General features: G+C 54.8%; 13 protein-coding genes. 6 read left to right on the top strand and 7 right to left on the bottom strand.

Features of this window, described 5'->3' with window-relative positions; genetic code table 11:
- Positions 1 to 18 precede the first annotated feature (18 nt).
- Entirely contained in the window at positions 19 to 789 is a 771-nt protein-coding gene (gene recO, locus V5T82_RS02975; protein WP_332894105.1) for a DNA repair protein RecO, read from the top strand.
- Positions 786 to 1,823, top strand: coding sequence for a M23 family metallopeptidase (locus tag V5T82_RS02970; protein ID WP_332894104.1), 1,038 nt, complete (start codon positions 786 to 788; stop codon positions 1,821 to 1,823). The genes recO and V5T82_RS02970 overlap by 4 nt, the downstream gene beginning before the upstream one ends.
- 91 nt (positions 1,824 to 1,914) lie before the next feature.
- Here the strand turns inward: V5T82_RS02970 and V5T82_RS02965 are convergent, their stop codons facing one another.
- Entirely contained in the window at positions 1,915 to 2,517 is a 603-nt protein-coding gene (locus V5T82_RS02965) for a hypothetical protein (protein WP_332894103.1), read from the bottom strand.
- Between the two features lie 195 nt (positions 2,518 to 2,712).
- Between V5T82_RS02965 and parC the strand changes: the two genes are divergently transcribed.
- Positions 2,713 to 4,956, top strand: a complete 2,244-nt coding sequence (gene parC / locus V5T82_RS02960; protein ID WP_332894102.1) for a DNA topoisomerase IV subunit A — start codon at positions 2,713 to 2,715, stop codon at positions 4,954 to 4,956.
- A 62-nt stretch (positions 4,957 to 5,018) separates the two neighbouring features.
- Positions 5,019 to 5,522, top strand: coding sequence for a DUF6314 family protein (locus V5T82_RS02955; protein ID WP_332894101.1), 504 nt, complete (start codon positions 5,019 to 5,021; stop codon positions 5,520 to 5,522).
- Positions 5,523 to 5,532: 10 nt separating this feature from the next.
- On the opposite strand, the gene V5T82_RS02950 is transcribed toward V5T82_RS02955, so the two are convergent.
- The 6 genes from V5T82_RS02950 to motA form a co-directional block, all read right to left on the bottom strand.
- Positions 5,533 to 8,184 carry a TRAP transporter large permease subunit gene (locus tag V5T82_RS02950; protein ID WP_332894100.1) on the bottom strand — a complete coding sequence of 884 codons (2,652 nt, stop codon included), beginning with the start codon at positions 8,182 to 8,184 and terminating at the stop codon, positions 5,533 to 5,535.
- Positions 8,185 to 8,199: 15 nt separating this feature from the next.
- On the bottom strand, positions 8,200 to 9,231 hold the full coding sequence (locus tag V5T82_RS02945) for a TRAP transporter small permease subunit (RefSeq protein ID WP_332894099.1): 1,032 nt from the start codon (positions 9,229 to 9,231) through the stop codon (positions 8,200 to 8,202).
- 102 nt (positions 9,232 to 9,333) lie between these two features.
- Positions 9,334 to 10,461: a TRAP transporter substrate-binding protein gene (locus tag V5T82_RS02940; protein WP_332894098.1), complete on the bottom strand. Its 1,128-nt coding sequence runs from the start codon at positions 10,459 to 10,461 to the stop codon at positions 9,334 to 9,336.
- Between the two features lie 194 nt (positions 10,462 to 10,655).
- Positions 10,656 to 11,393, bottom strand: a complete 738-nt coding sequence (locus V5T82_RS02935) for an arginyltransferase (protein WP_332894097.1) — start codon at positions 11,391 to 11,393, stop codon at positions 10,656 to 10,658.
- 90 nt (positions 11,394 to 11,483) lie between these two features.
- Positions 11,484 to 12,413 (bottom strand): flagellar motor protein MotB, encoded by a 930-nt coding sequence (locus V5T82_RS02930; RefSeq protein ID WP_332894096.1) that lies wholly within the window; start codon positions 12,411 to 12,413, stop codon positions 11,484 to 11,486.
- A 35-nt stretch (positions 12,414 to 12,448) separates the two neighbouring features.
- On the bottom strand, positions 12,449 to 13,312 hold the full coding sequence (gene motA / locus V5T82_RS02925; protein ID WP_332894095.1) for a flagellar motor stator protein MotA: 864 nt from the start codon (positions 13,310 to 13,312) through the stop codon (positions 12,449 to 12,451).
- Between the two features lie 310 nt (positions 13,313 to 13,622).
- On the opposite strand from motA, the gene V5T82_RS02920 reads away from it, so the two are divergent.
- Positions 13,623 to 14,132 carry a flavin reductase family protein gene (locus V5T82_RS02920; RefSeq protein ID WP_332894094.1) on the top strand — a complete coding sequence of 170 codons (510 nt, stop codon included), beginning with the start codon at positions 13,623 to 13,625 and terminating at the stop codon, positions 14,130 to 14,132.
- A 1-nt stretch (position 14,133) separates the two neighbouring features.
- The gene (locus tag V5T82_RS02915) at positions 14,134 to 14,940 is read left to right on the top strand and encodes a class I SAM-dependent methyltransferase (protein WP_332894093.1); all 807 of its coding nucleotides are present in this window, start codon (positions 14,134 to 14,136) and stop codon (positions 14,938 to 14,940) included.
- Positions 14,941 to 14,972 lie beyond the last annotated feature (32 nt).

Raw genomic sequence — 14,972 nt, 5'->3', positions numbered from 1 at the left:
CTGCTTTCAGACTTTCTCATGGTGGATACAATGCATGTCATGGATTGGCAAGACAACGGCATTGTTCTCAGCGCGCGCAGGCATGGCGAAACTTCTGCGATTGTGCAGGTTTTGACCCGTGAGCGGGGCGTTCATGGCGGTTTGGTGAAAGGTGGCTTTTCCAAGCGCACCCGCGCCACCATCGAACCGGGCAACATCGTGCAGGCCCGCTGGCGGGGGCGTTTGGCGGAACATCTTGGCCAATACCAGTTGGAAACCCAACACAGCCACGGTGCAGGCTTGATGGAAAGCCGCGATTTGCTGGCGGCCATGTCTGCGGCTTTGTCCATGTGTGCAGGGGCGCTGCCCGAACGTGAGCCGCATCCGGCCATGTTCGAAGTGCTCTCGACCTTTTTGGCTGCTTTAGAGCACGCCGATATCGCCGCGCACGTGGAGGCCTGGGGCTCGCTGTATGTGAAGTGGGAGCTGGGCTTGCTCAAAGAGCTTGGCTTTCGTTTGGATCTCGACCATTGCGCGGCGACGGGGGTGACGGACGACTTGGTCTGGGTGTCGCCCAAGTCGGCCCGTGCCGTCAGTCGGGAAGCGGGGGAGCCTTACCGCGACAAGCTTTTGGCTTTGCCCAAGTTCTTGTGTGAGGAGGGCGGAATTGCAGACACCCACGCAGACGTCGTCCAAGGCCTTAAACTGACAGGATATTTTCTTGACCGCCATATTTTTTCCACCCATGATCGCACCATGCCGCGCGCACGCGCAAGACTGGTGGAACGATTGGTTGGTTTAAACAGATGAAACGCATCTTAGGTTTTCTTCTTCTGGCCCTGACTTGGGGCGTTGAGACGCAAGCTCAGGACCAAAGCGGGGGCCTTATTCAGCCGCTGAAATGCACTTTGGGCACGGATTGCTGGATTCCCAATTACGTGGATCTCAAAAGGGGCAATGGGGTTTTGGACTATAAGTGCCTCGATGCCAGCTATGATGCTGAGCCCGGGGGCTTTCACAAAGGTACGGACTTTGCCCTGCGCGACATGAAAGCCGTTGCGAAAGGTGTCGATGTGGTTGCGGCGGCGGCGGGCACGGTCATTGGTGCGCGCGACGGCCTCAAGGACGAAAAGTATCATGAGCACGGCGACAGCCACGCTGATGAGGGCCATACCCACGACGTCAAAGGTCAAGAGTGCGGCAACGGTGTGCGCATCAAGCACGACAGCGGACTGGTAAGCCAGTACTGCCATTTGCGTCAAAACAGTGTGAAGATCAAAGCCGGGCAGACGGTTGAGCAAGGCGACGTGCTGGGGCTGGTGGGGCTGTCCGGGCAAACGGCGTTTCCGCATCTCCATTTCCAAGTGTCTCAAGGGGAAATGGTTTTGGATCCGTTTGTGGGTCTTTCGCGTCAAAAATCCTGTGGCGCGGGGGAAAAGCCTCTGTGGACCGCTGAAACCTTGGAAGCTTTGCCTTATAAGCCGACAGCCATCTTCAACACTGGCTTTTCCCCAGAAGAACCCAAGCGCGACGCCATGATGTCCGGGACCTACCAAGATTATGAGACCGAAGGCTTTCCCGCAAAGGCGCCTGTGATGATCGCGTGGGCAGAAATGTTTCGTGTGCGCCCAAATGACCGCCTGGAAATCATCATGCATGAGCCCGGCGGAGAGGTGTTTTTGCACCAAATCGCCCCCATCAAAGCCGCCAAGGCTTATCAGTATTTATATGTGGGTAAACGTTTGAAAGGTGAGGCGTGGCCCACGGGGACCTACAAGGTGCGCTTTGAATTGAAGAGCGGCTTGGAAAGTGAAGTGGTGGAACGAACTTTCGACGTGCGCTAAGCCAGCCCACAAACACAGATAAACCAAATGGCGCTCTCCCAGTCCGCAGAGCGCCATTTGGTTTGACCCAGTGCCTCAAGTATTGCGTGGGTTACGTTTTGGCGTCGGCTGCTTTTTTGAGGTTTTTGGTCGCCGTATCCATATAGCCCGTATAAAGCTTCATGATTTTGTTAATGGCGTCCGACCCACCTGCCAAAACCGCACCGGTCAAGAAGATGTCAACGACCACGAACATAGGATAGCCCTCAGCCTTTATTGCTGGTGGTGTGACCAAGTTCCCTAAAATACGAACCCCAACAAACGCAATCATAATGCCCAAGCCTAGGCCAAGCCATTGGGCGATTTGACGCGATTGTGCACTGTATACCGTGCGTTCATAGTTTTTGGTTTCCAGATCAGTTCTTAGGTCCTGAATTTTAGCAGGATCAGTTGGATCGGCAGCCAATAACTGTTGAAGGTTGTCGTGTAAATTGGAAAGCTCTGTGTCCTTTTCATCTGCCTTTTCGCTGCGAAGCGCCGATAAAAAGACTTCGATTGCGCGTTCCAAGACCAAGGACGCCACCAATAAAATGGCCAACATATTCGGGATTTGAAGGTCTTCACCGACTTCGAATTCCAGTTGTCCAGGGTGCATATTCCAAGCCATCAGCCCGATGAACAAGATTACAGCAACCCCTATGAACTTGCTCGACATGGTTTCCCCCCCTCGGTTGAATGCATGAATGAACTAAAAAAGTGTAATTCTATTTTGATAAACAACAAAGGGTATATTAACGTGGAAATCAATTTTCTGCACGCCGTTGAGTTTCGGTGACATTGGAAGCCTGGATTGCTGCACAACTCGGGTATAATTCAGCCTTATTCCCGATTCGAGTTGAGAAGCTGAAGTATGTCCGATCCTGCAGAACTTGGTGAAATCCGCGATACCCGCTTGGCCGATGCGTTGTCAGAACGCTATTTGTCCTACGCGCTGTCGACCATTATGTCGCGCTCGCTGCCCGATGTGCGGGACGGCTTAAAACCGGTTCACCGGCGTTTGTTGTTTGCCATGCAGCAGTTGAAACTCGACCCCAAATCGGGCTTCAAAAAATGTGCCCGCGTGGTTGGCGACGTCATGGGTAAATATCACCCCCACGGCGATATGGCGATTTACGACGCTATGGTGCGCCTCAGCCAGGATTTTGCGGTGCGCTATCCGCTGGTGGACGGCCAGGGCAACTTCGGCAACATCGACGGCGATAACGCCGCCGCCATGCGCTACACCGAAGCGCGCATGACCCAGGTCGCCATGAACCTGCTGGACGGCATCGGCGACGACACGGTGGACTTTCGGGCGACCTATGACGGTGAGGAATCCGAGCCTGTCGTGCTGCCGGCCAACTTCCCCAACCTGCTGGCCAACGGTGCGGCGGGCATTGCGGTGGGTATGGCGACGTCTATCCCGCCCCACAACGTGGGGGAGCTATGCGATGCGTTAAAGCATCTGATTAAGTTTCCGAACGCAGGCATTGAAAAACTTGTGGAATTCATTCCCGGTCCCGACTTTCCCACGGGCGGCGAGCTGGTGGAAAACCGCGACGCCATTGTCGAAGCTTACAAGACGGGCAAAGGCGGGTTCCGCATGCGCTCAAAATGGGAAACCGAAGACCTGGGCCGTGGCACGTATCAGATCATCGTCACGGAAATTCCCTATCAGGTGCAAAAGTCCAAGCTGATCGAAAAGATCGCGGAACTGATCACCAACAAGAAACTGCCGATCCTGACCGACGTGCGCGACGAAAGTGCGGAAGACATTCGCATTGTCTTGGAACCGCGCACCGGCAAGGTCGAAGCGGGCATGCTGATGGAACAGCTTTATCGCTTAACCGATCTGGAAAGCCGCTTTTCGCTCAACATGAACGTGTTGAATGCGGAAAACACCCCAGGCGTGATGAACCTGCGCGAAGTTCTGCGGGCGTATTTGGACCACCGCATGGTGGTTTTGGTGCGCCGCTCTGAAAACCGTTTGGGCCAGATCGAAAGGCGTTTGGAAATTTTGGGCGGTATGCTCATCGCGTTCTTGAACTTGGATGAGGTCATTCGCATCATTCGCGAAGAAGACCACCCCAAACAAGACATGATGAAGGCCTTCAAGCTCACCGAAAACCAGGCCGAAGCCATTTTGAACATGCGTTTGCGCCAGTTGCGCAAGTTAGAAGAGATGGAAATCAAGACCGAACACGACGGCTTGGAAAAAGAACAGGCAGAGCTCAACACGCTGCTCAAAGACGAAGACTTGCGCTGGAAATCCATCACGGGCGAAATCAACGAGCTCAAAACCAATTACGGCCAAAAGACCGAGCTGGGCAAGCGCCGCACCACCATTGGCGAGGCCCCGACGGCTGTGATTGTGCCGCTGGAAGCCATGATTGAGCGCGAACCCATCACCGTGGTCTGTTCCGAAAAAGGTTGGGTGCGCTCCATCAAGGGGCATATGTCAAACGATCAGATCAAAGACATCAAATACAAAGAAGGCGACAAAGGTCGTTTCACCATCCATGCCCAAACCACGGACAAGATGTTGGTGTTCGCCACCAATGGCCGGTTCTATACCCTGGGTTGCGACAAGCTGCCGGGTGGGCGTGGGCATGGTGAGCCCTTGCGTTTGATGTTCGAGCTGCCCAACGACGCCGATATCACCACCATGATGGTCCACGAACCGGGCCGCAAACTGATCGTCGCGGCCGACACAGGCCATGGCTTTGTGGTTGAGGAAGACAGCCTCTTGGCCCAAACCAAAAACGGCAAGCAGGTCTTGAACGTTTCAGGTGGCGGCGAAGCGGCCACGTGCACTGTGGTGCCTGAAGGCGCCGACCATGTGGCCGCCATCGGGTCCAACCGCAAAATCGTGATCTTCCCGCTGGACGAAGTTCCGGAAATGGGCCGTGGCAAGGGGGTTATCTTGCAGCGCTACAAAAAAGGCGGGGGCGCTGTGTTGAACGATGTGAAGGCCTTTAAGCTAGACGAGGGTCTCAGCTTCCCGTTCGGCAGCGGCTGGCGCACGGAAACGGATTTGCTGCGCTGGATGGGCAAACGCGCCGGGGCTGGGGCCATGGCGCCGCGCGGCTTCCCGACGTCCAATAAATTCTCTTAGGTTTTCAGCGCGCGCAGCCCTATATTCGTTTCAGCTAATAAAAAGAAATGAGGAGGCAGCCTGTGAAGGACCCCAATGATCGTGGCGTGGAAACAGGCCGCTCCAGCGCGCAAGCCCCGCACAATGTGGAAAACTTGATCGGTTTTTTGGAAGGCACATGGCAGTTCGAACGCAAAGTCCACGACATGAAATCGGACAGCGAGCAAGACGCCATCGGTGTCGCTTGGTTCAAAGCGGGAGAGCCTCATAACGGCCAAGACACTCTCGATTACAGCGAAGAAGGCGGCGCGGATTTAGGCGACACGCAGTTGGAGCTTGAAAGCGCGTTTCGTTACAACTTCACCAATTCAGCTCTGGCTGAAGTGCGCTTTACCGACGGGCGGTTCTTTCACGTTCTCGACATGAGCAAAGGCATCGTGCGCGTCGATCACAACTGTGGCGAAGACACGTTCAGCGGCGTGTTCCGCGCCTTGGGCGAAGACGGCTGGCTCTCGGTCTGGCGCATCGACGGGCCGGGCAAATCCCAAGTCGTCACGACGCGCTATATTCGTGTGCAGCCCAACTAGAAATCCCCAATTAGAAGTCTAGAGAAATATCCCGATGGTGCGATTTGCAGCTGGCAATGACGTCGGCTTGATCGCTGGTGAGGCGCTCTTGCAGACGCAGGCCGATGTTGCCTTTAATCGCGTCGTTGTATGTGGTGAGGGGGGCTGACAGAACCCTGAACGCTTTGGTGCGCCACGCCATCTCGGCGATGAGCAATGCGCTGGCATCCGCCACGAAGGTCAAAGCCGTGGTTTTATCGCTCGCATTTTTCTTCAACGTGCGCCGGGCCTTGGTGAGCGCCGATTTAATCTTCGTCGTGCCGTTGACCGCACCGATTTCAGACTCGATCAAACGTATGGCGTTTTGCGCACCTTCACCGTCCAAACTGCGGACTTGATCGGACAGGGCATTGATGCGCCCTTCATAGGCTTGCAAATTGGCCGTATTGCTGATCAAAGCCTGAACGTTTTGCAAGGGCTCATAGGCTTCGTCAACGGTGCGGCGATAGGCGCGCCGGGCGTTGCTTTCGGCCTTGGACAAGCGTTCGTATTCGGCGCGCTGGGACGTCCAGTTGGCCGGGATCGCCGCGTTTAATGCTGAAATTTCAGCGCGGGCCTCTTGGATGTCGGCTTCGACGGACGAGGTGTCATAGCCATTGGAGCGCATGCGGCGGCTTTGTTGGGACAACTTGAGAATTTTCTTTTCTATTTTTCGAACGTCAGCTTGGATGCCGCGGACTTCGACGTGAAGCGGGCGATAGCTGGGCGTGTAGGCTGCAAGCTCGCGTCCGGCTTGGCGCACGGCTTCGACTTTGTCGAATGTGGCTTTGGCTTTGACAAAGCTGTCCGTCATGGATTTTTGCAAATCGTCGGGCAGGGCGGAGAAGTCGAGCGCGCTGGCCGTTGCGATGGAGGTGCGCAAACTGGACCTCAGCGCGTCGTATTCGGGGAACAGATATTCTTCAACACACAGCTGCAGGCGCGGATTGCGCGGCGGCGGTGCGGTTTCAGACGTCAGCGACACGCGGTTGGGCAGGTAGTTTACCAAGCTGGGATAGAAGCCCACGATGGCCAATGCGCCCAACTGCAAGGCGATGAACGGAACGACGCCTTTATAGATTTGCCAGGTTTTGACTTCGGGCGGGGCAATACCGCGCAGGTAAAACAGGGCAAAGCCGAACGGTGGGGTCAGGAACGATGTCTGCATGTTGACGCCGATCATCACGCCCAGCCACACCCCTGTGATGTTGGCGGAGGTATCGGCCAGCAAAATCGGTGCGATGATGGGTACCACAACCACAGCGATTTCGATGAAGTCTAAAAAGAAGCCCAACACGAAGATCACCGCCATCACGACAATGAATTTGGTGGTGAAGCCGCCCGGAAGATCGTTCAAGAAATGACGCACCATTTCTTCGCCGCCAAATGCACGGAACGCGGCGGTCAACATGGCTGCACCCAATAAGATAATAAACACCAACGACGTGGTCTTGGCCGTTTCGACCATGACCCCGGTTAAGGTGTCCTCGATTTTAAAGGCGCGAAAACCGCTCCAGACGATGGCGACGATCAGCGCGATGACGGCCATAAAGGCTGCAGTGATGACGGCGACGTCCATGGTCCCGGAAATGTTGCGCACATTGATGTCGTTAAAGGACAGCAACACCCCGATGACCAAGATCGAAACCGCAGCCAAAATGGCCGGGTAGAACGCGTTGGACTCACCGGCTTTCAAACGATATCCAGCCATAATCATGGCACCAATGGCACCGATGGCGCCCGCTTGGTTGACGGTCGCAATGCCCATGACGATGGAGCCCAGCACAGCGAATATCAAAGTCAGCGGCGGGATCAACGACAACGCCACACGGCGCATGAATTCACGGTCGTATTTGCCTTCATAAGGGACGGGTGGGGCGCTCTTGGGTTTGACGATCGCCATGACGAGGAGGTAGAGCATGTAGATGCCCACCAACACCAAACCTGGCACCATGGCGCCTAAAAACATTTCGCCTGCACTGGTGGACGACAGGTCGAAGGCGCTGGGCATGGAAAAGTCGCCAGTGATCTCTTTGTAGTCGGCTTTGCGCAAAGACGACGCCCGGTCCGTGGCACTGGACAATTGGTCGGCCAAAATGATTAAGACGATGCTTGGCGGAATGATCTGGCCCAACGTGCCGGACGCACTGATGGTCCCGGTGGCCAGCGGGATGGAATACTTGTGACGCAACATCACCGGCAGCGAGATCAGCCCCATGGCGATGACCGTAGCACCCACAATGCCCGTGGTCGCTGCCAACAGCGCACCGACGAAGATCACGGAAATACCCAAGCCGCCTGGGATGGGGCCAAATAACTGCGCCATGGCCACCAAAAGGTCTTCGGCGACTTTGGAACGCTGTAGCATAATCCCCATGAACACAAACAAGGGGATGGCGATAAGTGTGTCTCGCTCAACCTCGAAATAGATGCCCCTGAAGTTTGTGACGGCGGCGTTGAGCCATTGCAACGGATCGCCTTGGTCAAAGAACGCGGCCGTGTCCCCGGCAAAGAGATAGCCCGACGCAGCGGCAAGCCCGATGGTGATCAGTGCAGAGCCGGGCAGGGCAAAGGCAACAGGGTAGCCCGACGCCAAAGCACCGATCAAAACGGCGATAAGAAGGATAAGAAAAAAGACTTCCATAGTTCGGGCTACCGCCTAAATCTCTGACGTGTTGTCGTGATCGGGATGGGGGTGGGTTTCGGGCTCTTCTAAAAGCGTCGCCAAGTTGTCCAGGATGAAACCGCAAAACTGAATGATCATGCTCAGCGCATAAATCATCAAAAAGCCAGCCATGAGATACTTCACATACATGCCATAGCCACTTTGCGTGACTTCATAGCTGAGTAAAGGGGCGTTGATCAAATTCACTTCGCGCCACATCCCCAAGGTCATGATCACCCAACACACCGGAAGGCCCAACAGCAACGTGCCCAGCACGTTCGACCACGCCTGTTTGCGCTTTGAGAATGTGTTGAACAAGATGTCGACGCGCACATGGCCTTCTTCGATCAAGGTGTAGGCGCTGGCGAACAGGAACAAAGCGGCGTACCAAAACCGCACCAAGTCGCCCATGTAGGCCTGTTCATAGGAAAAGATGAAGCGGGTGAACACGATCAGAATTTCCGCGCCGACGATAAACAGCGCCAGCCACGTAAAGCCCAAGGTGCGGGTGAACAGACCGATGACAAAGCCCACGGCCACCAACGGGTAGTGCACGTATGCGCCACGGAAGTTGGACCGTCCCAACTGATCGGCCATCTCAGTCCCGAAGAGTGCCGGCAAAAGCCCTTCGACACGCAAAAATGAAATGGTGCCGTCCACCATTCCAACCAGGACGACGGCCCAAAAGGACGAACGGATGATGTAAGCCGTGAGCGCCGTTAGGCGGTCGGCGTCCTTGCGCATGAGTTCGTTTGGGTTGCGCACAAACACCCAATACGCAATGGCGAGAGCGGGCAAAATGTTGAGCACCACTTGCGTGGCCCCCAGCGCAACTTGGCTAGAAGAGCCATTGATAAATTTGATTAAGCCGGGCCAACCGGCCCAAAAATTGAGAAAGTTATTGATGACAAACTGAATAGCGACAGCCGCGCCGAGCAAGCCCAAGAAGCGCAAAATTTGACGCAACAGATTGGGATTGATGAAGTCGAAACGGCTTTTGGCCGTATGCGGAACTGTGGTCGTCATGTCACGCGCTCACCCCAGTGGTCTAAGTCGAAGGCCGAACGTCAGTGTAGAGAAGAAAACGGAGCCCTGGGGCCCCGTTTTCTATGTTCTAACTCTGTTCGATCAAACGCCCAGAACGCGGTTGCGCTGTGCGACGTAGGCTTGATCGGAAATTTTCGACCAGGCGCCCAGGTCTTTACGGGCAGAGGCGAAGCTTTCGTGGATCTCTTTCGCCAACGGGCTGTGTTCCAGCACGGTTGCGAAGACTTCGTCTGCAGCTTCACCGAAGCTGTCATAGACTTCGTCGGAGAACTTGCGCAGCTTGACGCCTTGGTTGGTGACCAGATCGGCCAGGGCTTCACCGTTTTTGGCGTTGTATTCCGACATCATGAAGTCGTTTTCTTGCGCCGCAGCGGCTTCCAGGATGGCTTGATCCGATTTGGACAGCTTGCTGAACCAAGATGCGTTCATGCCCATGGCGAGGGTGGAGCCCGGCTCGTGCATACCCGGATAGTAATAGTACTTGGCCGCTTCATAGAACTTCATGGCGCGATCGTTCCACGGGCCCACCCATTCGGTGGCGTCAATGGCACCGGATACCAAGTTTTCATAGATTTGACCACCCGGCAGAGAAACCGGAGAAGCACCCAACTTGGCCATGACGTCGCCGCCAAGACCCGGAATGCGCATTTTCAGACCTTTCAGGTCGTCGGCGGTGTTGATTTCTTTGTTGAACCAACCGCCCATCTGCACACCGGTGTTACCCGCAGCCAAGCATTTCAGGCCAAAATCGCCGGCCAGCTTGTCCCACAGTTCCTGACCGCCGCCAAAACGGATCCAGGCGTTCATTTCGGTGTAGGTCAAACCAAACGGAACAGCGGTGAAGTACGCCCAGCCCGGGTGTTTGCCTTTCCAGTAGTAATCGGCAGCGTGATAAGCCTGTGCGTTGCCAGATGCGACTTCGTCAAAGCTGTCGAAGGCGCCCACGCGTTCGCCGGCGGCGAAGTATTGAACTTGAATGCGCCCATCGGTCATGTCGGAAATGCGTTTGGCCAAGCGTTGTGCGCCTGTACCCAACCCCGGGAAGTCACGCCCCCACGTGGCAACCATCACCATTTCGATGCGCTCTTTGTTGATCATGGGCGCTGCAGGAGCCGGGGCTTTTTTCGCTTCTTCTTCCTTACCGCAAGCGGTCAGGGCTACAGCACCGGCAGCCAGGGCTGCGCCTTTGACAAAATCACGACGTTTCATTCTTGAGATACCTCCCTTAAAGGTTCGCATGTTTCTGGGTGTCCGCCCACGTATGCTTCAATTTCCATATTCACCACTCTTTACGGGGTGTCCATAAGTGAAACACTAGCGCGCTTTTTCATCTGTTCGCAATGGGGTTTTTGAACAAATGTTGCAGCGTTAGTCTGTTTGTATCATTGGCTAAATTTGTATGATTAGCGACTTTTGGATTTTGCGGGTAAGCGTTGCCAACCGCCAGGGGTGTAAGCTTCCAGGGGACGGAAGTTGCGCTTGTAGTCCATTTTCGGACTGCCTTGCACCCAATACCCCAAGTAGACATAGCTCAACCCCAGTTCTTTGGCCCGTTCGACCAACCACAAAACCACATAGGTGCCTAAGCTGCGTTTGTCTTCTTCGGCGTTAAAGAAACTGTACACGGCACTGAGACCGTCGCCGAGGCGATCGGTTAGGCACCCAGCTATTAGCTGGCCATCGGTGGTGCGAAATTCAACCAAATTAGATTTGACCGGAGTTTCTTCGACCAGTGCGCGGTAATCCGAATGTCCCATCAGGGCCATATCGCCGTCGCCATGGCGTTCATCGATGTAGTCTTTAAACAAGTCATACTGTTCGCGGGTCGCGATGGCCGCGCGCTCGCCCACCACCAAGTCTATGTTGCGGTTGGCGATGCGGCGTTGGGTTTTGTTGGGGGTGAATTCGTCCACAGGGATGCGCACCGACACACAGGCCGAGCACCCGTCGCACACCGGGGTATAGGCAATGGTGTGTGAGCGACGAAAACCCGCAATGGACAACTGGTCGTTCAGTCCAACGGCTTCAGGCCCCATCAGTTCCGTCACCATACGCCGTTCCACCCGACCTTCTAGATAAGGGCAGGGCAGTGGTGTGGTGGTGAAGAAGAAATGTGTCTTCGATGCGGGGCGATGACGCATGGAGAGCCCAGTTTCTGTTTTTAACGAATCCAATAAAACCAGAAAGAGCGTGATCGCGCAATCATACGGAGGGTGTATTTGATAAGATGATTACTCGCCGCTGATGATGCTTTTCGGCGGTTCTCTGGGCTTGGTCGGATCCGGCTGATCGCCGGTGCCGCGCATCATGACGATGGACAAACGGCGGTTGCGCGCGTTTTGGGGGTCATCCTTCAACAGCGGCTCGGTTGCGGCCTTGCCCACCACGCGGGCGAAACGCTCCGGTGGCACGCCCATTTGCAGTAGCTGGCGTCGTGCAGAGTTTGCACGGTCCGATGACAGCTCCCAGTTGGTGTACTCAGCATAGTCACCACCCGACATGGGCACGGCGTCCGTATGCCCGCTGATGGCAATGTCTTGGGGCATCTTTTGAATGATCTGCGTGACCAGCTTCAACACGCGTTCGGTGTGCTCATACATGGCAGAGCTGCCGGACGGGAACATGGACAAGCCGTCTTGGTCCACCACTTGAATGCGCAGGCCTTCCGGTGTGTTGTCCACCATCAGGCTTTCGGCCAGCTGCTGGAATTCTGGGATGGTCTGCAAAGCTTCTTTAAGCTCTTGTTCGGCTTGCTCGAATTGGTCGTTTTCCGCCTTTTTCTTCATCTCTTCGGCGTCGACTTCGGCCTGCACGACTTCGTCTTGCATGGCTTCACCGCCCGAACCGGCAGACGGTGGGGGGAGATCCATGGTGACGGAGGGGCGGCTAACGGTGTCTTCCAAGGCACCATCCACAGCCACGGTGGTGCCGCCCAGGATGTCGCCAGAACCCGATTGCGAAGTCGAGGTCACGGTGGGGGCGAAGTAATCCGCAATGCCTTCCAATTGTTCTTGGGACACGGCGTTCAGCAGCCACAACAACAAAAAGAACGCCATCATTGCGGTGACGAAGTCAGCGTAGGCAATTTTCCACGCGCCACCATGGTGGCCGCCGCCACCTTTTTTGATCTTCTTTACGACAATGGTTACGTTGTCAGCCAAAGCTCTGGGGCTCCGTTATTCGGCATTACTCAGCACTACTCAGCGTTTCCGGCACCCTGCAAGGCTTCTTCTAAGTCTTTGAACGATGGCCTCAAATGGCCAGGCACGGCTTTGCGTGCGAATTCCACCGAAACTTGTGGGGCATAGCCTTGCATATGGGCCAAAATCCCGGCTTTGATGGAGTTGAAGAACAGCGCTTCTTCTTCCAAGATTGAACCGGCGGAGTTGGCCATGGGGCCCACAAAACCGTAAGAAAACAAGATGCCCGAGAACGTACCCACCAATGCAGCACCGATCAGGTGGCCGAGGATTTCCGGCGGTTCCGTAATCGAGCCCATGGTGTGAATGATACCCAACACAGCGGCCACAATACCCAAGGCGGGCAGGCCTTCAGCCAAGTTCACCATGGCGCTGTGGACTTGGTGGTCGTGGCTGTGGTGGTTTTCCAGCTCGATATCCATAATGTTTTCGACCTCGAACGCGTTCGAGGTGCCGAGGGTCAGCATGCACAGGTAGTCGCACATGAACTCCAACGCATGATGGTCGGAGGCAAACTTGGGATATTGGGCGAAAATGGTACTTTCGTGAGGATTCTCAATATGGCTTTCCAGGGCGAGATCACCCTTGCTTTTGGCCAGTTTGAAAACGGTGTAGAGCACGCTGAGAAGCTCAAGATAACTGTCTTGATTGTATTTCGATCCCTTAAGGATCTTGCCGAACATGCCTAGCACGCTTTTGATCACCACGCCGGGGTTGGCAATGATGAACGCACCGATACCGGCACCGAAAATAATCAAGAATTCAAGCGGTTGCCACAAAACTTCTAAGTGACCGTCTGCCAGGACGTACCCGCCCAGCACACATGCCGTCACAACCACAAAACCAATTATAAACTTCATTCAGTCACACGCCTCAAGCGAATCTTACCAATGCACCCCGTGAACATTCGCAGGGTATTGATGCAGCCCGTATATATCAAGTGCAATTCGGATGTATATCATTTCATAAAAGTTTGTTGGTGATGTTTTACATCAACTGGTTATGGACAGGAATCAAAAAGAACGATAACAAGGCATCAAATTTGCGATCTGGCGTTGTTTTTCGCACTTTTTTTGATTTTAGCGCCAATGTACACCACATACTTTTAAGGTGGGGCATACCCGCTTTAAAAATATAGCCCCAAGCACATCGATAGGGAGATTTCCCCCAGTGACCGCACAAGACAAGACCTCAAATACCATTGATGCGCGCGAATTTCGCGACGCCATGGGGAGTTTTGCGACGGGTATTTGTGTCGTGACCGCCAACAATGCCGGCGGTGAAGCCATCGGCATGACCGTAAACTCCTTTTCTTCCCTATCGCTGGAGCCACCGTTGGTTTTGGTCTGCTTAGGTGTTGATTCGGCCCGTTCCCAGGCTCTCATTAATGCCGGGCGGTTCAATATTTCGATCCTGAGCGATCAACAGATGGACGCGTCCAATCATTTTGCCCAACCGGGTCAAGGTTTGGCGGGTGAGGGCATGGTTGAAATGGGTGGCAACGGTGCGCCGGTGATCCCAGGCGCTGCGGCGCAAATCGAATGCGACGTTGAAGCCAAGCATCCGGGCGGCGACCACACCATTTTGGTTGGACGTGTGACGCAATTGTCCACCAACGTCGACACCCAGCCTTTGCTCTATTATCGCGGCAGCTACGCAAAGTTAGACGGCGAGGCTTGATGTGAACGGACGAAACGCCGGACTTTCTCCGGGCCAGCGTCAGTTTCCCATGTTGCCGCGCGTGTTGGGCGCGCAAATTGCGGCGTTTATCGTGTTTGCCTTTTTGGTTTGGTCCATTTCCGGCAACGGCATTTATATCCAAGATTGGTTTTGGCTGTTTGTCGGACTGCAAGCCATAGCTGCGGGCGGTTTTAGCTATTGGTTCGGCCTGAAAGGCAAATGGATTGTCGCCCAAGCGCTGCTGGTCCCATTGGCTTGGGGGGCGTTGATGTTCGGCCTTCCGGCGTGGGTGTACTTGCTGGCGTTTGTTCTCTTGGCGCTGATCTTTACCAATGTCTCAAAAGAACGGGTGCCGCTTTACCTGACCAACCGCACCACCTGGGCCGCCTTATCGCAACACCTGGACACGATTGAGGTGGAGCCGGGCACACGCCCTGTATTCATGGATCTTGGGGCCGGCCTTGGCGGTATGCTCCATTATTTGTCGAGGCAGCATCCAGATTGGGACTTCGTCGGCCTGGAAAACGCACCGTTGCCTTATTTGACTGCGAAGCTGCGCCTTTTGGGTCGGGGCAATGCCAGCATTGTTTTCAAAAGCCTGTGGGATGCGGACCTGTCCAAGGTGCAGGTTGCCTATGCCTTTTTGTCGCCCGCACCGATGGATGAATTGCTCAAAAAGGTCGAGGCGGAAATGAAACCCAAAACCCAGTTCCTCAGCAATTCATTTTGGTCCCAAGATCGTGCTTTTGATCAAGAACTTGAAGTGAACGATGGCCGAAAAACGCAAATTTTTATGAAATATCTGTGACCGCAGTCACAGAACAGCCTTGGATTTTGAGT

This window comes from Magnetovibrio sp. PR-2 (assembly GCF_036689815.1).
Taxonomy (GTDB): domain Bacteria; phylum Pseudomonadota; class Alphaproteobacteria; order Rhodospirillales; family Magnetovibrionaceae; genus Magnetovibrio.
This window is presented reverse-complemented; position numbering and strand designations above follow the sequence as displayed.